The 20,786-nt window shown below is 51.1% G+C and carries 24 protein-coding genes and 1 tRNA gene; 13 read left to right on the top strand and 12 right to left on the bottom strand.

What is annotated here, in order from left to right:
- Positions 1 to 82: 82 nt before the first annotated feature.
- The 5 genes from ABI361_07500 to ABI361_07480 all read right to left on the bottom strand — a co-directional run bounded on the left by ABI361_07500 (position 83) and on the right by ABI361_07480 (position 4,086).
- Positions 83 to 790, bottom strand: coding sequence for an ATPase domain-containing protein (locus ABI361_07500; protein ID MEO9320502.1), 708 nt, complete (start codon positions 788 to 790; stop codon positions 83 to 85).
- Between the two features lies 1 nt (position 791).
- Positions 792 to 1,325 carry a hypothetical protein gene (locus ABI361_07495; GenBank protein MEO9320501.1) on the bottom strand — a complete coding sequence of 178 codons (534 nt, stop codon included), beginning with the start codon at positions 1,323 to 1,325 and terminating at the stop codon, positions 792 to 794.
- Between the two features lie 15 nt (positions 1,326 to 1,340).
- Complete coding sequence (locus ABI361_07490) at positions 1,341 to 1,811, bottom strand: hypothetical protein (GenBank protein MEO9320500.1); 471 nt, start codon at positions 1,809 to 1,811, stop codon at positions 1,341 to 1,343.
- A complete protein-coding gene (locus tag ABI361_07485; GenBank protein ID MEO9320499.1) occupies positions 1,812 to 3,161 on the bottom strand; it encodes a hypothetical protein in 1,350 nt (449 codons plus the stop codon).
- 226 nt (positions 3,162 to 3,387) lie between these two features.
- Positions 3,388 to 4,086 (bottom strand): archaellin/type IV pilin N-terminal domain-containing protein, encoded by a 699-nt coding sequence (locus tag ABI361_07480; GenBank protein ID MEO9320498.1) that lies wholly within the window; start codon positions 4,084 to 4,086, stop codon positions 3,388 to 3,390.
- Positions 4,087 to 4,271: 185 nt separating this feature from the next.
- On the opposite strand from ABI361_07480, the gene ABI361_07475 reads away from it, so the two are divergent.
- Positions 4,272 to 5,186, top strand: a complete 915-nt coding sequence (locus tag ABI361_07475; GenBank protein ID MEO9320497.1) for a helix-turn-helix domain-containing protein — start codon at positions 4,272 to 4,274, stop codon at positions 5,184 to 5,186.
- 3 nt (positions 5,187 to 5,189) lie between these two features.
- Here the strand turns inward: ABI361_07475 and ABI361_07470 are convergent, their stop codons facing one another.
- Positions 5,190 to 5,501 carry a hypothetical protein gene (locus ABI361_07470; protein MEO9320496.1) on the bottom strand — a complete coding sequence of 104 codons (312 nt, stop codon included), beginning with the start codon at positions 5,499 to 5,501 and terminating at the stop codon, positions 5,190 to 5,192.
- A 184-nt stretch (positions 5,502 to 5,685) separates the two neighbouring features.
- Between ABI361_07470 and ABI361_07465 the strand changes: the two genes are divergently transcribed.
- The 4 genes from ABI361_07465 (at position 5,686) to ABI361_07450 (ending at position 8,133) form a co-directional block, all read left to right on the top strand.
- Entirely contained in the window at positions 5,686 to 5,937 is a 252-nt protein-coding gene (locus ABI361_07465; GenBank protein MEO9320495.1) for a hypothetical protein, read from the top strand.
- Positions 5,938 to 6,112: 175 nt separating this feature from the next.
- Positions 6,113 to 6,340 carry a hypothetical protein gene (locus ABI361_07460; protein MEO9320494.1) on the top strand — a complete coding sequence of 76 codons (228 nt, stop codon included), beginning with the start codon at positions 6,113 to 6,115 and terminating at the stop codon, positions 6,338 to 6,340.
- Positions 6,341 to 6,447: 107 nt separating this feature from the next.
- Entirely contained in the window at positions 6,448 to 6,816 is a 369-nt protein-coding gene (locus ABI361_07455; protein MEO9320493.1) for a VOC family protein, read from the top strand.
- Positions 6,817 to 6,906: 90 nt separating this feature from the next.
- On the top strand, positions 6,907 to 8,133 hold the full coding sequence (locus ABI361_07450) for an MBL fold metallo-hydrolase (protein ID MEO9320492.1): 1,227 nt from the start codon (positions 6,907 to 6,909) through the stop codon (positions 8,131 to 8,133).
- 116 nt (positions 8,134 to 8,249) lie between these two features.
- Here ABI361_07450 and ABI361_07445 read toward each other — a convergent pair whose 3' ends face one another.
- A complete protein-coding gene (locus ABI361_07445) occupies positions 8,250 to 8,573 on the bottom strand; it encodes a TRAM domain-containing protein (GenBank protein MEO9320491.1) in 324 nt (107 codons plus the stop codon).
- A gap of 47 nt (positions 8,574 to 8,620) precedes the next feature.
- Between ABI361_07445 and ABI361_07440 the strand changes: the two genes are divergently transcribed.
- The gene (locus ABI361_07440) at positions 8,621 to 8,800 is read left to right on the top strand and encodes a DUF1059 domain-containing protein (GenBank protein MEO9320490.1); all 180 of its coding nucleotides are present in this window, start codon (positions 8,621 to 8,623) and stop codon (positions 8,798 to 8,800) included.
- 66 nt (positions 8,801 to 8,866) lie between these two features.
- On the opposite strand, the gene ABI361_07435 is transcribed toward ABI361_07440, so the two are convergent.
- Positions 8,867 to 9,784, bottom strand: a complete 918-nt coding sequence (locus ABI361_07435) for a hypothetical protein (protein ID MEO9320489.1) — start codon at positions 9,782 to 9,784, stop codon at positions 8,867 to 8,869.
- A 116-nt stretch (positions 9,785 to 9,900) separates the two neighbouring features.
- On the opposite strand from ABI361_07435, the gene ABI361_07430 reads away from it, so the two are divergent.
- From ABI361_07430 to ABI361_07410, 5 genes are read left to right on the top strand one after another with little or no spacing between them, the layout of a single operon-like run.
- Positions 9,901 to 10,146 carry a hypothetical protein gene (locus ABI361_07430; GenBank protein ID MEO9320488.1) on the top strand — a complete coding sequence of 82 codons (246 nt, stop codon included), beginning with the start codon at positions 9,901 to 9,903 and terminating at the stop codon, positions 10,144 to 10,146.
- Between the two features lie 28 nt (positions 10,147 to 10,174).
- The gene (locus tag ABI361_07425) at positions 10,175 to 12,517 is read left to right on the top strand and encodes a DNA polymerase domain-containing protein (GenBank protein MEO9320487.1); all 2,343 of its coding nucleotides are present in this window, start codon (positions 10,175 to 10,177) and stop codon (positions 12,515 to 12,517) included.
- A 51-nt stretch (positions 12,518 to 12,568) separates the two neighbouring features.
- Positions 12,569 to 13,024, top strand: coding sequence for a hypothetical protein (locus ABI361_07420; GenBank protein MEO9320486.1), 456 nt, complete (start codon positions 12,569 to 12,571; stop codon positions 13,022 to 13,024).
- Positions 13,025 to 13,075: 51 nt separating this feature from the next.
- Complete coding sequence (locus ABI361_07415) at positions 13,076 to 14,473, top strand: aspartate ammonia-lyase (protein MEO9320485.1); 1,398 nt, start codon at positions 13,076 to 13,078, stop codon at positions 14,471 to 14,473.
- 43 nt (positions 14,474 to 14,516) lie between these two features.
- A complete protein-coding gene (locus ABI361_07410) occupies positions 14,517 to 15,572 on the top strand; it encodes an alcohol dehydrogenase (protein ID MEO9320484.1) in 1,056 nt (351 codons plus the stop codon).
- On the opposite strand, the gene ABI361_07405 is transcribed toward ABI361_07410, so the two are convergent.
- Positions 15,569 to 15,991: a hypothetical protein gene (locus tag ABI361_07405; protein MEO9320483.1), complete on the bottom strand. Its 423-nt coding sequence runs from the start codon at positions 15,989 to 15,991 to the stop codon at positions 15,569 to 15,571. The two genes, ABI361_07410 and ABI361_07405, sit on opposite strands and share 4 nt — an antisense overlap.
- Before the next feature lie 123 nt (positions 15,992 to 16,114).
- Between ABI361_07405 and ABI361_07400 the strand changes: the two genes are divergently transcribed.
- Positions 16,115 to 16,696, top strand: a complete 582-nt coding sequence (locus ABI361_07400) for a hypothetical protein (GenBank protein MEO9320482.1) — start codon at positions 16,115 to 16,117, stop codon at positions 16,694 to 16,696.
- 58 nt (positions 16,697 to 16,754) lie between these two features.
- Here the strand turns inward: ABI361_07400 and ABI361_07395 are convergent, their stop codons facing one another.
- The 3 genes from ABI361_07395 to hemB all read right to left on the bottom strand — a co-directional run bounded on the left by ABI361_07395 (position 16,755) and on the right by hemB (position 19,447).
- Positions 16,755 to 18,149: an NAD-dependent succinate-semialdehyde dehydrogenase gene (locus ABI361_07395; protein MEO9320481.1), complete on the bottom strand. Its 1,395-nt coding sequence runs from the start codon at positions 18,147 to 18,149 to the stop codon at positions 16,755 to 16,757.
- A gap of 54 nt (positions 18,150 to 18,203) precedes the next feature.
- Positions 18,204 to 18,368, bottom strand: a tRNA-Tyr gene (locus ABI361_07390).
- 41 nt (positions 18,369 to 18,409) lie between these two features.
- The gene (gene hemB / locus ABI361_07385; protein MEO9320480.1) at positions 18,410 to 19,447 is read right to left on the bottom strand and encodes a porphobilinogen synthase; all 1,038 of its coding nucleotides are present in this window, start codon (positions 19,445 to 19,447) and stop codon (positions 18,410 to 18,412) included.
- Positions 19,448 to 19,570: 123 nt separating this feature from the next.
- On the opposite strand from hemB, the gene ABI361_07380 reads away from it, so the two are divergent.
- The gene (locus ABI361_07380; GenBank protein MEO9320479.1) at positions 19,571 to 20,518 is read left to right on the top strand and encodes a glycosyltransferase family 2 protein; all 948 of its coding nucleotides are present in this window, start codon (positions 19,571 to 19,573) and stop codon (positions 20,516 to 20,518) included.
- Positions 20,519 to 20,786 lie beyond the last annotated feature (268 nt).

Here is a 20,786-nt window from a genome sequence, read left to right as displayed (position 1 = left end):
GCGAGAGTTGGATGGATGCCTCCGCATTTCTTGCTACCTGCAATACTCTGCCCTTGTTGGTCCATTGCAGCGCGCGCCAGGCCTACGCGTTTGCCATTGAAAGCGGCACAATCTTTATTCCAAACGACTGGTCGACGTCAAAGCTGAATTGCGAACTGACCTGCGACGAGGAGCCAATGAGCTTTACCACCTCTAGCACTTTGACGCTTCGCCCTGCAATTGAGGTCGGAGTTATCCGCATGTAGCCGTCACATGTTGACCTTATTCTGAGGGCGACTGCCTCTGGCAGGGCCTTTGGATGCATTGTCAGAATCACGGCGGTACCTTTTGACACAAAGCTCTTGCACTTCGTGAAAAAATCCATTATGTAGTTCGAGCTCGCATGCATGGTCAGCGCCGAAAGTGAGTCAACAACAATCACGTCGTATTTTTTCACGTTGATGCTCATGTAGGTGCCGATCACAGGCAAAAGCTGGGCGGAAAGGGCCTCTGCCCAAACTACGCCATCGACGTTTACCGGCAGAATTGAAAGCTTGTTCTGAATAAACGACTTTCGAAAATCAAAAGTAATCATTTTCATTTTTTCGATGTATTCGCGAATGGAGCTTTCCGTTGTGATAAACAGCACTCGCCTGCCAGAATCCAGAATGCCTTTCATGAACTGCGCTGCCATTGAGCTCTTGCCGGTGCCGTGGTCGCCTTCGATAAGAACAAGTCCGGGCAGGGGCAGTCCTCCACCGAGCTGCCTGTCCACTTCCTCGTTGCCGGTCGAGACGGTTACTATCGTCATGCTAGGATATCGCTCCCGATCTGCTCGTTGAGGCCCCGGCGTCAGTTGAAACTACGGCCGTCATCGTTCCCGTAGGAAATAGCGGATCGTCGAGCCTGCAAGTAAAGTTTGCACTCTCGTTTGGATTTATGATCTGGGGGTCGACATAGTCGTTGTTAAATCCGCTGATGGACCAGTAGCCCGGGCTGGTGGTATTGGTAATTCCTTGATACGTAAGCTCCTCTGTTTTCTTTACGCTCACAAGTGGTGCCACCTGGGCATCATAGGTCACGATGACAATGAACTTCTGATAGTTCCAAAGCTTTGTCGAGCCGGTGTTGTTTAGGGTAAAGGTGGCCGTGCTACTGAGCGCAGGAGCGCGGAGGGAGGTGATCGTCACCGAACTTTTTGAGAGTGCATCGTCAAGCTGCTGCCGTTCCGACACTGCACTGCTCATTGAGGTATTTGCTCCCAGTATCGCGGGGATGGCCATGCCCATAACAATGGCTATCATCATCATTACGATTCCGCCTGCCAGCGCAGCGCCTAGACCCATTCGAACCTCGCTCCTCTAAGATATCGAGAAGATATACTCGTCTGAAACCCCATTTGGTGCCGAAATGCGAATTGTGTATGCCGTGTCCTTTTGAAGTGCAAAGCTGCTGGTAAGGTTCATTTGCAGCGTGTCCTTGATTTGCCAGACGGTCACAGGCGACGAATATACCCAGGTCGGGCTGCTCCCCGCATTGTACGGAATGCGCTCCACATCGTCGATGGTGCCGAAAAACACGTCGACCTTGTCAAGGCCCTTGATGGGCGTTGAGCCGATGTTTTTTACCCACATATTTACCTGGGTTGATGAGGAATTCGAGGCGTAGATTATTTTGACTTTGGTAAGCGTGATGTCTCTTTCGGTGGCGCTTGTAGAGGAAAGAGCCGAGTGGAATATGCCCATCTGGTTTAGTACGACTGCAGAAAATCCCGCGGCAATAATTACCGAGGCAATCAGGACAATGCCCTCGCTTATGATAAATGCTCCCATTTAGGCAGCTCTCTCTCCTAGTTTGCCTCCTCTGCTTGCAAGTGCCTTGCGGTTTCGCCTGTTGGCAATCAGCCGGGTGTACTGCAACTCGGCTTCTTCGTCATTAATCCCAAGAACCTGGCCGAACCGGTAGAGCATTGCAATAATGTCGTCGGTCAGGATTTTTGATTCGTTTAACATTTTCAGGACGCCGTAGATTAGCCGCTCTTCTTCTGGCTGGAGTCCCATGTTGCGGTACTGCTCGACAATAAGGTCGACGCCGTCCGGCCCCATGGTTGCCAAGACCTCATCCACGATTCCTACTATCGACATTATTTTTCCAGGAGTCAGGCCGCGTTCAAGCGAACTCTTGATGAAATCGTGCGGTGCAAAATCTGGATTGCGGCCGGTTGAAGGAATGCCTCGGCTTTGCTGACGACCGTTGCCAAACGGGATATCTTCTGAGGAGAATCTTCTCATGCCAAACCTCTCTCCATTATGGTCTTGGTTATTACGAATGCCCTTCCTGCCGAAATTGAGCTGATCTGCGTACTCTCGGTTGTCATAATGACTTTCCCGCCGCCCACGCTGGTCGGCATAACCATCGGAGTTCCGGCGCTCCCGCGCATAATGTGCCTCTTCCGGAAACTCCTCGGAACTGTCCATTTCTTGGCTATCATATTCTGTGCTATCCGGAGTCGTCCTTGGCGGCGCTGAAACCTTTTCTGCGGGCTCGCTGGTCTGCTTCTTTGGTGGCGGGTGCTTCTCTCCCAGGGACTGAGAACTGGCAGTTTCCGAAGTGCCTGCCGCCTGTGCGGCAGTAGCCTGGTCTATAGTCCTGATTACATTTGTAGGATCGGAAAGGGATTTTATGTCCATCGTCTCAAAATATTTGCGCATAAAATTTATCGGGTTGACCATTTCGGCCTGAAAGGCTTTGAGCTCGACTAACGAGTTCTCAAAGCTCGAAGTGATTTCCTTAACTCCGCCTTTGAGCTCGTCAATATCTTTTCTGAACGACGCAAATTCAGACTTCATGGAATTCAGCTCGTCACTTACTGGTCCCAGCTTTTTCTCTACCATCTCTGACACCTTTGTATCGTCAACATGCTGCTGGACCGCCTCGACTCCAGAGGAGGGAGCAGGATTTGTGGGGGCCTCAGGAGGAGCCGCGGCCGGAGCCGTCATGGCCTGCTGGATAGTTCCTGTCAGGGCAGGATTTGTCTGGGCACTATTGGCCGAGGTGTCTAGCTGCGGGCTTGGCTGGACCAGTTCAGTAGGCACATTGTCTGAATTACTGGCGGCCTTGCTTGACGCGGGTTCACCAGGGCGCTTGCCAAAGTTAGGCTTTCTGATAAACTTGGGCATCATGACACCGGCACCTGCAACGACTGGAGGAGCAATGAGAACCGGATGAGTGAAAAGACTATTGAGATTAAACCTTAGCAGTGTATCAGGAGACACCACGTAAGTGATCCCATAGTAAGCGGCCGTACCCGCGCTCGCAAGGATGGCGCGAGTCTTTAATATTGAAAAATTCTTTAGATTAGAAAAATTTAAAAAAAAAGTAGGCTTGAGGTTCAAAAAAAATGACCTCTTACGTCAGGTCTTGGTATGTGTTTGTCAGCGTGGGTAGGGTTCTTTCTACGGTCATCGGTGGACCAACGCTCGGTGCTACTTCGGCTGTTATTTGGTCAAGCTGTGCTGGCCTGTCAGCTGCCCTGAATACGATTGCTAGGACGGCTGTTTCGGTGTGATCAAGGACTGTGTTCTGGTTGTTGTTGACGGTCCAATAGACGAATGCCGTAGTGTTCGTCGGGTTGCCTGGAGTAGACGAGGCGAGCGGGCTCACGTTGATGAGGTTAGCAGTTACTGCACCGTCCAAGGCGTCTTTGATGTTACTGTATGTGTTTGCCTGTATAGTGCCCTTGTAGATGTTGTCGTAGTTGACCTTAGTTGTGAAATACTTGACTGAAGTGAGGTTCTTTTGTAGGTCGACGCTGGTACTGCCTGAAGCCACCTTGAGTGGAATGGTGATTACGTCAAGAGCTGCTGCAGTACCGTTTAGGTGACCGCTTACCGTTCCGCCGACTTCAAGTGCACTGCTTGAGGTATCAAGACCCTGACCGATTGTAGTCTTGGCTTTTTGTGTTGTGCTGAAACCCATGTTCAAGACGACGAATGAGAGGGCGGCAGCTACAATAACGAACGCAATCAGTACTATAGCCGACTCGATCCCTATGACACCGCGTCTGTGGTTTCGATTTCCTTTCTTGTATGGAACTGTATTTTCCATCTTAGCCGTGGTATTCTGTGGTGTCGATATAGGCTGGTGTACGTATAACAAACCCCTCGCCGATTCGTCTAAGAACGAAAAATAGAAGCTGCTTTTGGCACTGGCACCTGAGCTGTATGTAACAATGCCCCACGGACGATTGTTGAACTATTGAGACTCTAAAGGAAGGATGTAGTACAGGCCAGATGGCACCATCAGGAACCTCGGATACAGAGCAATTGAACAGGGCTAACAGCCTGGGATCTGTCGAAGCTGATGGATCGGAAGCGGGCCACGGCCAGCTTAGACGGGATTCTGACTTGGTCACCTCAATGGACGATATGCGCCTGAGACTGGAGGGGGAGCTGGTATCTGAGCTCAAAAAGCTGGATCTGAGTGCCAACGAGGCAAGAATCCTTCTCTACCTGATGTCCAACGGCAGCAGTACCGCCAGTGATATTGCGAGGCATACCAGAATTCAGAGAACTGACACGTACCACTACATTTCTACGCTCCTCTCAAAAGGAATTGTATACTCGACTTTCTCAAAGCCTCAAAAGTACTATTCTCTTCCATACGATGAGGTGATTGACTATCTTGTTCAGGCAAAGACAAGCGCGCTGAGGGAAGTGGCGGAAAGAAAACTGGACTGCAAGAACAAACTCGATCAGATTGCAAAGTGTGCAACCAGGGAGGCTTCCGAGGACACGTACCAGGTGCTCTCGGGCGAAAACGTCATTCTTGCAAGGGCGTCAAAGATGTTCTCAAAACCCGCAAGGACCCTCACGATGTTTCTCAGCGACAGGATTCTAGCCAAGTTTTACCACGAAGGCATCATCGAGCTGGCCGACTCGGTTTCAAGAGCAGGTGGCGAGGTAAGGATAAAAACGTCCAGCAATAGATCATTTGCTGACAGCGAAGGCGACTGTGACGTAATGGCCAACCTTCACTTGCAAACGATAATCGACCCGTCCCCCGCAAGCTTTATCATCATCGACCATGAGGCGGTGCTTTTTATCATTGACAAGAACTCTGGAGGCGGCAGGGAAATCTCCGGAATTTATACAAACAGCGAGGTAATGGTCTCGACGCTCCTCTATCTGTTTGAAAGAATTTCTTAGAAGCTACGGGGTTGCAAACCATCCCTTGGCAGAGTAATGGATAACCTGCTCCTTTGTATCTGCGTCCTCCAGGTTGGCGGCAAAGATTTTCTTTTCCTTCACTAGCTGCCTCAGGATCTCCTTGATTCGGCGAAGGCTTGCAAGCTCGTCTGGTGATATGGGAATTTCCTCGTCTTCCTCCTTTACTCCAAATAGCTCGTGTATGAGCCTCGGTTCAGAATAAGGAACCCCCTTTGTCCGCAGGAATTCAAGGATAGCCTTTTCGTCCTCGGCCCGGCTGCCGGTTAAATTGCGGACTTCCTTTTTTCGAGCCATGCTGCAAATAGAGCAGCCGGCATATCTATATAGAATTTTGTATCACGATACGAGTGCGATTCTCTGGCAGGATGTCCAGCCGCTGCGCGTCCTGACACGCTCGTGGTTGCATGCCCCGAACCAGTGCTAGGATCTCTATAGCACCCGTAAGCGTATATAGTTGAACTGCGCAAAAGGAATTGTTATGAATATTGACGAGGCCGAATATGAGGTGCCCGTCGTGGCGAAGACTTATCGATCAAGAGACAGCACCAAGAGGGTGACGTATTCTTTCCGAAGTGAGTCTCACGCCTTGTGCATGGATAAGAAGGACCTTATCATGGCGCAGCTGGAAGCCTGCGAACGCCTGCTAAAGTATGCCAGCGATCCGTTAGACAAGGCTGCTATTGAGCAGGAGATCCGCGAGCTGCGAATGGCTCTGGATCTGATGACCTGATAGCGCTGGAACGCCGAATATCTTTTTCCTTTAATTTTATCTGGCTGCGACTGTAGGCACTTTTTAGCAACAATTTAAGCATTAATGATATAGTTCTTCCAATTTATTGATACTGTCTGCCTGATATCCAAAAATGGTTAAATATTTGGACAGATATATGAAAATTTGGTGTAAAATGTCTGAACCAGTAATCCTGAACTGGGAAAGGGTGATACACAAGAACGTAAGATCAAGCGACAGGGCAGACGTCGGCAACATCATTTCAGAGTCGGGCGACACGTTCGTAATTTTGCAGGGGTCAAGCAGGGAATACAACGTCCCCAAGTCGTGCGTGGAAGGGTTTGACGGAAGCGAAGTCACGCTTAACATAACCTACGGTGAACTGATGAAATACAAAGTCTAGTCAACAGGAAAAGTCCTGCGGAGCGTCCACCTGAGTGCAGCCCGGAATCAGAAATTGATAGTGTCGGTAGCAATAACGATATTAGAAAGACGGCTCAATGTTAGTCGATGAACCGACCTAGTCACTTTGACATATCAGCGGATGACCCAAAGCGGGCGATCAAGTTCTACGAGGGTATCTTTGGATGGGAATTCGAAAAGTGGGACGGGCCGATGGAATATTGGATGATAAAGACAGGGCCCAAAAAGGAGCGAGGGATAAACGGGGGTCTCTCCAAGAAAGGCGAGGGTGCAATGCCCAACATGAATACCATTGAGGTGTCGTCTGTAGACAAGGTCTCAAAAAAGATAGAGGCAAAAGGGGGCAAGATTTTGATGCCAAAGTCGGCTATTCCCAAGGTTGGATGGTTTGCGACCTTCCAGGATCCCGAAGGTAATGTTTTCGGAATAATGGAAGAGGACAAGAAGGCAAAGTAACGCACGAACCAGCCAATCACGGACGCTCTCATGACGGTTCCGGCTCCAGATAGCTAAATAAGCGGTCTGCCCAGCTGGTAAAGTCAGCACATGTCAAGAAGATTTGGTTTATCAAGCGGGACGGATTCTGGAAATAACCTGAATAGTCTTGAGATTGAAGCCTCCAAGCTCAAGGAAATGCTTGACAGAGGCGATGACGTCTTTGTCCTCGACGTCAGGACGCCGGAGGAATACGATGCATGGAGACTGTCGTACGACAAACAGACTCAGACGCCGCTGATTCCTATTGACCAGCTGTTTGCGATGCAAAAATCGCTTGGGGACAAGATCCCAAAGGACAAAGAAGTGATTACTCTCTGCGCTCACGGGAATCGTTCAATGATGGCGGCCCAGATCCTGTCGAGCCTTGGCTACAATGTCAAGAGCGTCAGAGGTGGCATGGCTGCATGGAACCAGGTTTACGATATTGCCGAGATTCCCATCTCCGGATCCGACTCGGTGAGAGTGTGGCAAATCAGGCGAGTTTCCAAAGGCTGCATGTCATATCTTGTAGCTTCGAAGGATAGCAATGCGGCGGTGGTCATTGATCCTTCGTGCAATACCGAGGGCATTCTGGGGCTGGCGGAAAGTCAGAACCTAAAGATAACTCACGTACTTGACACGCACATGCATGCCGACCATGTCTCGGGGTTAACCAAATTATGCTCAGAGACAGGAGCTACTGGTCATCTCAGTTCCCTTGAGGGCTATGCCCCGGCGGGAAACCTTCCTTTCCGACTCTTGAGTGATGGCTCCCGGGTGGAATTGTCGCCTGCTGGCGGAAGCGGGTCCTGCTACATTGCTGCGGTTCACAGTCCCGGCCACACAGACGGAAGCATGTGTTTTGAGCTGAATTTTGATAACAAGGTCCTGTGCCTTTTTACAGGCGACACCCTTTTTGTGGACGCTGTGGGAAGGCCTGACCTTCGCGACAGGACTGAGGAATTTGCAGCCAAACTATACGAAACGTATCAATCGCGAATTTTTGGCGGACGATATCCCGAAGATACGGTAATTCTGCCAGCGCACTTTGACCCGTCGGCGGTTACGTTGAGCCACGGAAAGGCAATATCAGAGACTCTCGGAGGTGTCAGAAAGAACGTGCCTTTTCTGTCCAAGAGCAAGGACGAGTTTGTCAAATCGCTAACGACAAGCATACCACCAAGGCCGCTCAACTACAGGATAATTATCAGGATTAACAAGGAGCTATCTCCCTGCGATCAGTTCAACACCGGGGATCTAGAAGCCGGGCCTAACTCTTGTGCCGTAAGGATGTAGACACCTCCAGGTTCGGAGTTAGGCATCTCCGGAATTTTTGAATGACTGAAGGATAATAATAAAAACGAATGTGGAACTCGGAGTTGCCACATTTTTTTGGGTTCGTAACTTTTTTGTTACTGTGGTGTTGATGATGGTTGTACGATCTCAGCTGTCGCGAATCTTGCACCGACATTAGTGACTTTTACTTTTGTATTCTGTCCGACCTTGCCATCCTTTACAAAAATTACGAATCCTTGGACTCGGGCAATTCCGTCACCTTTTCGGCTCGTCTCAGTGATCTGTACGTCGTATTCTTTTCCTGCTTCAACAGGTTTTGGACCGAAGCCACCACCGCCGTAGCGGCTGCCGCCTCCGCCAAAACGTCTTTCACCGTAGGACATAACGCAGTCATGCGTATCCGTCTTTCTAATATAAATGCTAGCGACATTATTTCCCATGCATGCGAGCCACCATGTTTATCTAGTTGCTTATCTTAATTGTTCTGATGCTCAACTTCAAGTGTCGGGATGTGGGATTTGATTGTGGCTTTGAAACAAAGGGCATAACCGAGGACGATATTTTGCGGGCCTGTGCGGTTCACGCGCAAGAGGATCACGGCATGAAGCCGTCGGACATTAATGAGGCATTGAAGAGCAAGATTCGCGCCAACATCCACCAGTCCTAGCTGGGGGTTCTAGTGCGTCTGCTTTTTGGCTGGCGCCCGTAACATCTTTTGATTTTTTTCGGCCGTTCAGCGATTCCGTACGGTAAACAGTTCTCTTTCTAAAAGAGCGAACTCGGTGCTTTGCTCTGCGCTGCAGACATTGACAGATAGCCACGGGCTGCCAGCTCTTTTGGACAGATAGATTCGCCGCGTAAATTTCCTGACGGCCAACGCACTGTAGATTGATTCGGAGTGCATTGTCACAATCACCAATATCTTGTTGCCCATTTCGATTATGCAGTCTATAATTTCTCCAGCGAGTTTTTCTGCCTCCGACGCATCTATTTGCGGCTCCTGTTCGAATAGCGCAAAGAGGTTTGAAACAGCCGCCAGCCGGACATTACCGCTGGTGCCAGAATGCCTTGTGACCGTGCGTGGCAGCTCGCTTGTAATTGAAAAGGCCAGTTGATGTATGGTAAACGGCCGGGTAACTACAATGCTCTGAAGCATGGTTTCAACGTCAAAGCCATACTGCCGGGCAAAATTTACGGCAAGGTATGTGTCAGAGCAGTTACCCGCATCGACGACAAGTGCGCTGTCCGATCCAAGTCCGCCGTGCATTTTAGGCATCAGCGACTTGACGCACAGTCGTGTAAATAACGCATTTGCGTGCTTTGGATTGCCAATTATGCACAGAACGCCGCTTTGTGCTTGCACCAGTGAATCGTCTATTTCCCGTATGTCAGACAGCATCCCACGCATCTCAAACGCTGTTTGAAACAAGGTTTCCATTTTCTGCATTGACTTGGACAGTTTCAGCTCCAGCGTCCTGCAAAGAGAACGCCTGCACTCGGGACATTCCTCTTCCATAATAGAAGAATAGGCGCGAGAGCGCGATGACAATAGCTGCATGAAATAATCATTGGCTTCTTTGAGGACATGGCCGCACCCGGAGCAACAGTATTTGAAGAGAGGGATGCCGTTGTGTTCATTTGGAGCGCTCATTGTAGAGCATGCGTTTTGACAGGAGGTGTGTAATAACCCCTGCCGGGCCCGCGGAGCTGCCCCTCCCCCTCGGGCGTTCCAAGCTTTATGTGAACTCATAACGCGCCAGCGAAGGTATGAGCCTGACTCCAGCCAGCAAGACTAATGCCGTGCTTACGAACGAGATTTTGTCTTGGGCGGGGTTTATTGACTCGCTAGATGTGCAGGATTTGAAGAATTTTAGGAAGCTGCTTGATAGGTGCCTGGAATATGCACCGGCGGCCGCTAGCTCGGAGTCTTTTCCTGCGGAGCTGCTTTTGATGTCGCTAATATTGGTCCAGCAGAGGGTAATCGAGGATTTGAAGCTGAAACTTGCAGGATAAAAAGCCAATCCAAAGCAGGGCGGCAGAATTGGAAACTGGCACGGTGTCAGGCTGGTTGTTTGACGCCCACACCGCCGGAGACAGAATGGTGTTTTGGATAAAGCAGAAAGACGGCCGCGTGGCAAGAGTAGAAGACTCGTGGACCCATTCAATTTATGTTGCGACAGACCAGGACAATGCCAGCGGGCTTGGACTGGTAACCCAAGATCCCGATATCTGCAGGCTGATCAAGTCGTACAGGATTGTAACAAAGCGGGAACGCATAACCGATAACAAGACATCGGCAGTGCTTGAACTCGCGCTGCGTGATTCAAGACAGGCAGTCAAACTTGCAAGGCTTGTCGAAAAACTCGGCCGCTTTGGAAGATACAGGCTGTACAACGTCGACCTATTGCCCGCCCAGTGCTATTTTTACCAGCACGACCTGTTCCCCCTTGCAAACTGCACTGTCAGTCAATCAGCAGAAGGCGAGACTGCCAGACTCAAATGGCAGGTTCATGACAGCGTTTGGGAAACAAGCTACAGGCTCCCCAATTTCAATTCAATCCGTCTTGAAGTGGCGATTAAAAAACAGGGCAAGCTTCCCAAGTTTACAGACCCCCTGGACTGCATCACAATCAAAAAACTGACAAGCGGAAATAGCGGGCGTGTGGCTGCAACGATTACTCTGCGAGTCAGAGGCACACCGGACGGGGAGGCTGGTGTCATCCGGGGGCTTGCAGATACAGTAAGCTCGATCGATCCGGACTTTATCTTTACATCTGACGGCGATTCTTTTGTGCTCCCGTATCTTATCTACAGGGCAGAGCAGAACGGTATGAGCCTATCCCTGAATAGAGAGAAAGGCGCCTCGCTGCGGAGGCCGAACAAAAAGGGCGTTTCCTATTTTAGTTACGGCAGGATTTACTTCAAGCCCTCCGCAATAAAGCTGCTTGGCAGGGTTCACTGCGATAGCGAGAACTCCTTTGTGTGGAACGAGTCAGGCATGCAGGGCCTGTACGAGCTGGCGCGGATTTGCAGGATGCCGCTCCATACGGCTTTCAGGGCATCCATAGGAAAGTGCCTGAGCAGCCTGCAGTTTTACCACGCCACAAAGAGAGGAATGCTGGTTCCTTGGAAGCCGTACATAATAGAGCATCCAAAAAGCCTTGCCGAATTAATGGTGGCAGACCGCGGCGGGATGGTTTTTGATCCAGAAGTAGGCGTGCACGAGAAGGTCGCCGAATTTGATTTTGTCTCCCTCTATCCAAACATAATGCGCAAGTGCAACATCTCGGCGGAGACTGTCAGATGCAGATGCTGCAGGCAATCGCCCGAACACAACAGGGTGCCGGAGCTTGGCTGCAATATTTGCAGGATGATAGGCATCGTCCCTACGGCGCTCAAGATCGTGATAAGAAAACGATCCCAGTACAAAGCGCTGATGAGGCGCTGCAACAAGAACGCAGCGGATCATTTTGCAGCAGAAAAAAAGGCATTTGATGCGCGGCAGAACGCACTGAAATGGATAAACGTAACAAGCTTTGGATATCTTGGATTTAACAATGCTAAATTCGGCAGGATAGACTCGCACCAGGCCGTATGCGCCTATGACCGAAAGATACTGAAAGATGCGCTGGATGTTGTGTATGGGAGAGGGTTCCGCTTCATACACGGAATCGTAGATTCGCTATGGCTTCACAAGTCAGACGCCACCATAGACGAATATCTGCGGCTAAAGGAAGCGATAGAAAAGACCACGGGCTTTGAAATCAACTTCGAGGGAGAATACAAGTGGATTGTTTTTGTGCATTCGAGCGGAAACGAAATGCTTCCCGTGCCCAACAGGTATTTTGGAGCATTTTCAGAGCATAACGTAAAAGTGCGGGGCATAGAGGCAAGAAGACACGACACTCCAGAGTTTCTGGCAAGATTTCAGGCCGAAATAATTGACATAGTCTCAAGAGGCCGTAGCGCTGCAGAGGTCAGGGCATTGATGCCGGAAGTAAAGAAAGCTTTTGCCAAGTACGCCGAGCAACTTGTGCAGGGAAATGTGCCTGTAGAACAACTCGTCTTTACAAAGCGTCTATCCAAAGACTGGGACAGGTATGCGGAGAGAAATACCGTTGAGCACGATGCTGTCATGCAACTTGTCCGGGAAGGAAGGTCACTGAGGGCAGGAGAGGCTCTGAGTTACATAATCACGCAAAACCGCAGGCAGGGCCGCGACCACGCCGGTGCAGAGGTACGAGCGGTGCCTGTGGAATTTGCAAATGGCAGCACACCCTATGATGCCAAGCGCTATGTAGAACTCTTGAAGAAGACCTGCGATTCTATCACTGGCCCGTTTGGAATCGACATTTACGATTTGGACAGCTGCACTCTGGCATAGGAGCAAGAACAATGCTTTTTAAAATCGAGGGCACAATGCGCGAGCAAGCACATGACGGCGCCTTCAGCAGGGCACGTGATAAGGCTGACCCAGACGAGAGTTGAGAGGCAGCTATTCCTCCAGAGGACGATCTTGATCGGAGTAAGGAGAAACTGGGCAGCCGGAAGCAAGGCGATTTTTGTCAGGAGGCAGGAGGCCTTGTCTGATAACGTCTCGGACTTGCAAGATTATTTCATCGGATTTGGCATTGTCAAAAGCCTGGTTCCATTCACGGAGCTTTCCGCATCCGAACGCCAGAAATGCATGGAAAACAACTGCTATGGAAAAATTACCTTCGGGATACTTGTGCGATTTATCCCACCCATTGCGGAAAGCAGCATCCCATCGCGGACGAAAAAATTAGAAGCAGGTGAAGAGCCGCAGCTGCCATTGCAGACAGGGGACGCTCTTGAACTGTCAGACATTGACCAAATAGAACAGCTCGCCAGTGTTCGGATAATCTCGTAGGACAAACGCTCGAACAATTTATTACAGCCAGAAAAGGTGTGCATAAGTGCAATGTCTTTCCGCGTCGATAGAGATTCGCTTGGAGATGTCAAGGTTCCGGCAGACGCGTACTATGGCCCCTTTGCCGCCCGTGCAATGATCCAGTACAAAGTAACAGGACAGCCGGCACACCAGAACCTGATAAAGGCGTTTGTCATGATAAAGCGCTCAGCAGCTCTTGCCAACAGACAGGTCGGATCCCTGGACGCGCAGAAAGCTAACGCGATTGTCAGGGCATGCGACGAGATTCTTGCTGGCAAGTTTCTCGACCAGTTCGTAGTCGAGTCGATAAATTCAGGCGCGGGCACAGCGTTTAACATGAATACAAATGAGGTCATCGCAAACCGCGGGCTGGAACTTTTGGGCAAGAAGAAAGGGGATTACGAAAGCCTGAGCCCGAACGATCACGTGAACATGTCGCAGTCAAGCAACGACACGTTTCCCACAGCGATGCATGTTGCAATTTTGCTAAACGCAGTGCAGGTCGTTTCATCGCTTGACAAACTCATAGATTCTCTTGAAAGAAAGGCTGCCGAGTTTTCCGACGCCATCAAGATAGGGAGGACTCACCTTATGGATGCGATACCCGTAACACTGGGCGACGAGTTCGGCGAGTATGCTTTCTCGCTGAGGAGAGCCCGGGAAAACATCCTTGTGGCCATGAAGAACCTTGAACCCGTTGCGCTAGGCGGAACGGCAGTGGGCACCGGAGCAAATGCCCCAGAAGGGTACCGCGAAATAGCCATAGCCAAGCTTTCCGAAATTTCCGGTCTCAGTCTTAGGCCTTCAGAGAACATGTTCTATTCGCTTCAGAGCAAACTGGATGTAGCCTCATATTCGTCGTCGCTCAGGAATCTGGCCCTAGAGCTTTCAAAATTGGCCAACGATCTGCGCCTAATGGCGTCAGGGCCAATCGCGGGAATGGCAGAAATCCTGATTCCGGCCGTGCATGCGGGCTCGTCAATTATGCCCGGCAAGGTAAATCCGTCGCTTGCAGAGTGTCTCAACATGGTGTGCTTTAACATAATAGGCAACGACGTTTCGGTCGCGATGGCGGCTCAGTCCGGCCAGTTTGAATTAAACGTGATGCTCCCCGGCATGCTCAAATGTATTCTGGACTCGACTGACATGCTCAAGAATTTCCTGCCGATTTTTGCCGCCAACATGATAGACGGGCTCAAGGCAAACCTGGACAGGTTGGCGTCGTACATTGACAAGAGCCCGATTCTCGTGACGTTACTAAATTCAAGCATAGGATATCTCAAGGCCGCCGAGATTTACAAAGAATCGCTCAAGACAGGAAAGAGCGTACGGGAGCTGGTACTTGCGCAAAAGCTGATGTCCCCCGAGGCGCTCGAAAGTGCACTTTCCAAGGACAACATACTGGGGCGAAGGCCGGCCAAGACATAACCAACTAGCTTAGGTTATATTGAGAATTCCCTTACCGAAAGCCATGAAGTCCGCGAGAATACTGCAGACAAAACAGCCACTTGAGATAATGGACGTAGGTACACCCAGCCCCCGGGGAGACCAGGTTCTCGTTTCGGTGCAGAGCGCCGGTGTTTGCCACAGCGACCTTCACCTCTGGGAAGGAGGCTACGCTGGGCCGCAAGGCGTCTTTATGAAAGTCGAGGATAGAGGAGTCAAGTTTCCACTGACTCCGGGTCATGAAATCGCTGGGACCGTCAAGGAGGTCGGCGACTCTGTAACAGGCTTTAAGAGCGGCGACAAGGTCCTTGTATATCCATGGATAGGAGAAGGCACTTGTCCGGCCTGCAGAATTGGGGAGGAAAACATTTGCGACTCGCCGCGGACAATCGGCATTTACCGTGACGGAGGCTACTCCGAAGACGTCCTTGTTCCAAGCCACAAGTACCTTGTGAAACTTCAGGAGAACATGGATCTAGACGCTGCAGCATCGCTTGCCTGTTCTGGACTGACCGCCTATACCGCCATAAAAAAGGCAGACATGCTTCCCGGCGAGATGGTAGTTATCGTCGGGGCTGGCGGACTGGGACTGATGGCGGTGCAGCTGGCCAAAGCGGTAACCAACGCACGCATTGCTGTCGTTGACATTGATGACAAGAAACTAGCAGAAGCAAAAAGGCTGGGAGCGGATGATTTAATAAATTCAGGAGCCGGCGACGTGGTGACATCTGTAAAGAACCTAACTTCCGGTCTCGGCGCCGAGGCTGTAATAGATTTTGTAAACAACACAAAAACCGCTCCGAACTCAATAAACATGCTTCGCAAGCGAGGACGGCTGGTCATGGTCGGGCTGTTTGGAGGATCGCTTGAACTCAACCTGCCGCTGATACCGCTCAGGGCTTTCACTCTGACCGGCGCATATACAGGCAAGTTTGCAGACTTGGTAGAACTTGTCGCCCTTGCAGGCAGCGGCGCAATCCAGTCGGTCGTATCGAAAAAGTTCTCGCTCGATCAGGCAAATGAGGCCCTTGAAGAACTCAAGGCAGGCAAGATCATTGGTAGGGCTGTAATCAATCCCTAGGCAGTTCCGCCGACCTTTACATTATTTCCAAGTCTGTCGGGCGGGCTGAGATTCACGGGGAGAGGCTCGCTCGAAGAAGCAATCGCTTTCGAGGAGACAAGCCGGTCAAGTGCAGACCAGACCTTCAGGGCGTCGTTTCGCTTCATGTCGCTCATGAAGCGTTCATAGTCGGGTCCTATCGCGCGCTCGATCAGAGCCTCGACGGTCTTGTCCCCCTTGAATTGGATAACCCATTCTTCGTAGACTGCAGCCGGCTCGGAGAACATCAAGGAAAACGGATTCTTGCCAGTTTTATTTGTAAAGTAGTGTTCTGCCATACTCATCACCCCCGGCCCGAAAATGAAGTCGCCGGCGTCAAAGAATTTCCTGCGGACCTTCTTGTAGGTTTCGAGCGCCTCTTGCGCGGGGGGTGTAGTCATGATTGTGCAGCCGCTTATCAGGTATTAACCGGCTCGCATAATTTTACCGCAACAAAGTTCGCTTGGGTGGAGTTTTCTTGATTCTGTGCAATTGGTTATAAGGCTTGTAGAGGAAGCTAGTCCGTGTCAGCCGAAGACGAAGAATCTTCAGTCTACGATGAGACTCTATCGCGGACCTCGGCAGAGGTCGAGACGCCTGAAACCGAGAGAGACCTGGCCCCGTCAAAAAGGATTGTTCGGACTAGCGTAGTTGAAACCAAGTCCGTAAATGGTGCCAGCATTCCTGATGATTCGGCTCAGCCTTCAAGACCCGAGAGTGCAGAATTCGAAGTACATACTGTTCAATCCACTGGCGAGCCTGTCGATGAGTCCGTTTCTGCAAGTGCGCGGGAAGCTGGACGATCGTTTAAGGATCTGGCGCGTTCGGTAGCAGAGAAGACCAAGAGGGTCGCCAGGCAGAAGACAGCCGAACTGAAAGCAGAGTCAGTTGAATCCGGCACGGCCGCGGATGCCAATGACATTCGCGATTTGGGCGAGCACGTTGACACCCAGGTGCAGCTCTTTGAAGACACGATGCTAGGGATAGGAAAGGAGCCGTATTCAGAGCGGGAGAGAATGCTAACTGGATACCATAAGCTTCTCGAAGAGCAAATCAACGTAATTGATGCCAGGCTGGAATTAGCGAGACGGTTAAAGGCTGCCTAGGTTGTCATGCGGCAGTAAAAAAATGCCTCATGACTGACCAGCGGTTTAGCTATGACCGCTATTCGACTAGCAGCTTGCTTGTAATATCCTTGACTACAATGGACTTTATGTTTACAAATTCTTTGATTCCATATTCTGAAAGCTCCCTGCCGATTCCGGATTTCTTGACGCCTCCAAACGGCAAACGCGGGTCGGACTTGACCATCTCGTTTATCGAAACGAGGCCGCTCTGAATTTGCCGGGCTATTTCGACCCCACGTTCGATGTTCGTGGTCCAGATGCTGGCCCCTAGCCCGAACTCAGAATTATTCGCCTCCATCACCGCTTCTTCCTCGCTCTTGACAACTATTACCGGCGCAGCCGGACCGAACACCTCTTCCTTCACCACTTCCATGTCGTGGTTGACGTTTGAGATGATGGTTGGCTGGTAAAAGAACCCGTCACCGTCAAGCTGGCGGCCGCCTGTTAGTATTGTTCCTCCCTTGTGGCGAGCGTCCTCAACCTGAGCTGAGAGGGCTTTTCTCTGGCTGTCCCTGACAAGCGGGCCAACGGTGGTCTTGGGGTCAAGCGGGTCGCCTACCACCTCCGCCTCTGTGTCTTCTACAAAGAGCTTCGCAAACTTGTCGGCAACTGACTCGAGCACGATAAACCTCTTGGCAGAGATGCAGCTCTGGCCGGTGTTTAGCAGGCGTGATTGCGTTGCCATGTATGCTGTTTGGCTAAGATCAGCGTCCTCTAGCACTATGAAGGGGTCACTTCCCCCAAGCTCGAGCACATACTTCTTTAGATCTTTTGACGCGAGCTCGGCAACCCGCTGGCCGGTGCCCACGCTACCGGTCACTGAAACGCCGTCAATGTCTGCTTGCACAAGCGCTTCGCCTGCCCTGTAGTCCCCGATAACTGCCTGAAAGACATTGTCAGGAAACCCGGCGTCTGCAAAAGCACTGGCGATCTTTAGAGCTGATCCGAGGCACACGCTTGAATGCTTTAGGATTCCCACGTTTCCTGCGGTCAGGGCTGGGACGGCAAAGCGCATTACCTGCCAGAATGGAAAGTTCCATGGCATGATGCTTGCGATTACACCGAGCGGTTCAAATGACACAAACGACTTGCGAAACTCGGTAGGAATAATCTCGTCTCGGAGAAACACCTCGGCATGTTCGGCATAATAGTCGCAAACCCAGGCGCATTTTTCTATCTCAGCCATTGACTGCTTGATCGGCTTGCCCATCTCTTCTGTGACGGTCCTGCCGTAATCTTCTCTGTTCTTGCGCATTACCCTGCCGAGTTTTCGCATGTACTCGGCTCTTTCCAGAATGTCGAGCTTTTTCCACTTCGCAAACGCCTCGCGCCCGTCTTTTACCATCCTGCTGACGGCGTCTGGTTGTGCGTTTTCATAGTTCTGGATGACTTTGCCGGTTGCCGGGTTGATTGTCTGAATTTTAGCTGACATCGCTGAGAACTAGAGAACCTCATACTAATAAATAGTAAAAATTGAGTGAATCATTGGTCCCGCGGGCAGGATTTGCTCCAAAAAGGCATAAGCCGTTTTCGTTTGAGCCTGCGACTCTTCGGTAACTGCAAGTGTACGCCCGATAGGCTGCTCACGCGGTCAGCTACTTATTAGCCGACATCTACAGCCGAAAGCTCTACCAGGCTGAGCTACCGCGGGACATGTCGTCTCCTAGGCAATTCTAATATAATCGTGATGCCTCAATGCAAGTACCGCACGATATCTTCTGAAAAGTAAGAAATTATCCGATCAGCTCCCGCCCGCTTCATTGATGCTATAGAAATAACCTTCCATTCCTCTTCGTCAATCAGCTCAGCGTCGGCTGCCGCCATTATCATCGAGTACTCCCCGCTGACGTTTTGCACGACCAGAGGCACGCTGGAGATTTCCTTAGCCCGGGCAACTAGATCGAGATAGCAGAGTGCGGGCTTTATCATGACCATGTCCGCACCTTCCTCGATATCGGTAAGGACCTCGCGGACCACCTGCCGAGGAGTTGCGTATGAAACCTGGTACGAGGCCTTGTCGAGTCCCGTGCTCAGCGAGCCTGCCTTGGGTGCAAAGGTCGCTGACCGGAAGGGCGCATAGAGCGATGATGCGTGCTTTGCCGAGTATGACAGTATCTTGGTCTTCAGGCCGTTTTCCCTTAATTTTTCACGTATGGCCCATACCTGCCCGTCCATCATCGAGGATGGTGCCACGACATCGGCACCAGCAACTGCATGGCTAAGGGCGATTTCAGAGAGAACCCGGAGGGTGGCGTCGTTGTCAATTCTCGGAAGGTTATCCCTGCGCAGCGCGGCTCTCATATTGCCAGATGGATTTGAAGACGGTTGATGCATTTCTAGCCCGCAGTGGCCGCAATCGCTGTACTGGCAAACGCAGACATCGGTAATTATTTCGATTGACCGACCCAGCAAAGAGCGAATCAGCCGGATTGCTGTCTGTACGACTCCATCTGACTGACTTGCATTGCTCCCAGTCGGTGTCCGCATTAAAGGGATCCCAAACAGAATTATCGATGATATCCCGGCGTCGAGCAGCGAGCCTGCATGACTTGCAACTTCATCGAGGCTGCAAATCTTGACCCCGGGCATGGAATTAGCGCCAAAGGCCGTTGCCTTCGCCCCGGCTACAAACACCGGAGCGATGAGGTGCTGCGGCATAAGACCTGCAGATGCAAGGATCGCTCTAGAATCACTTTCAGAACCGGCGCGAGGCCCCGCGGCTCCCTGCATCAACCTGAACTCTACAGCATTTGCACTATGAATATGTTGTTCCGGTTTGTTAATCTGATATAGAGGCACAAAATTCATAAAATAACGATCATTCAGTAGCTTCTCGGAACCGAAGAGACAGTAATGCAAACCCCTGTGATCGTAGGCGTACCATGCTTTAACGAGGAGAAGAACATACTTCACTTTCTGCGATCTCTTGAAAAACAATCGTCTTGCATATCGGCTGTCATCATATCCGACGACTCGACTGACAATACGCCAAATCTGGTTGAGAAATTTGCCAGAGTCTCGAGCTTGGACGTAATTTTCCTTCATCATTGTGAGAGAAGGGGCGCTGCTGCAGCATGGAACGAGATATTTGATGGCGCATGCAGGATTGCCGCAGAATCCACTTCTGGAACAGAAGCTTTGGTACTTTACGACGCCGACGTTATACCGAGCCGTGATTGTACGGCTCAACTTGCATCGAGAGTTGGCAAGAGGCACCGGGCTGACGGGCGTGTTGTCCACATTTGTGCATCCCGGCCGGAGCCTGTTCAGGTGGACTCGATTGCAGCCAGGGCATCGGCCTTTATTTCAGACTGGCTTCGCCATGTCCGAAGATCTAATGAGATCTCAAAGTACACCGTTATGGGCAGGGCGCTTGCAATTTCCACGGAAGCGGCAGAACGAATTCGAATTCCAGAGAACCTGATTGCGATAGACCTCTACCTGCAGTGCAAGGCAATCGAGCTTGGGATGGCGCTTGAGTACAACGACGAGGCGGTCGTGTACTTTAGTCCCGCATCAACAATAAGGGATTTCGCGTCGCAGGTTCTGCGTTCCTTTAGAGGCCATCAGCAGCTAAGAGAGCACACGGCCAGGCTTGATCTCAATCTCACCGCCCTTGACGCCGTACGCGCGGCGGTCAAGGCAGGGCTGGCCGACCCCGTTGGTCTTGTGTCGGCCATGGTCGGATACAGCCTGATGCCCTACTACCGAGCCAAGCTCGCCGGGGCCGCAAGTTCTGCACTTTGGGATATTGCTATGTCGTCCAAGTCTGTGGATACTGCACCAGTGTTCGAGGAATAGCGCTTAACGCTCCAGCCAGAGCACCTCCTTTTTCGAGTGAATTGGATGGAAGTGGGGCGGATAGCGAGATGGAGCACCCGGCCACAAGCATAGATTCGGTCAGCAACAATGGCATCGCGTATGGATATCACCGAACCAGCACCCGGCCGGGTTTCCGCACAGGGGCAGACGCATTATTTTTGGAGATCGAATAGACAGGCTCCGGTGCGATTCGGTCGAATGTGTTCGAGAGGCTGTAGCGATTTCCAATGGCTCCCGCTTTACGCCG

Source organism: Nitrososphaera sp., from assembly GCA_039938515.1.
Taxonomy (GTDB): Archaea; Thermoproteota; Nitrososphaeria; order Nitrososphaerales; family Nitrososphaeraceae; genus Nitrososphaera.
The sequence above is the reverse complement of the archived record's forward strand: the minus strand, read 5'-3'. Positions and strand labels throughout refer to the sequence as shown.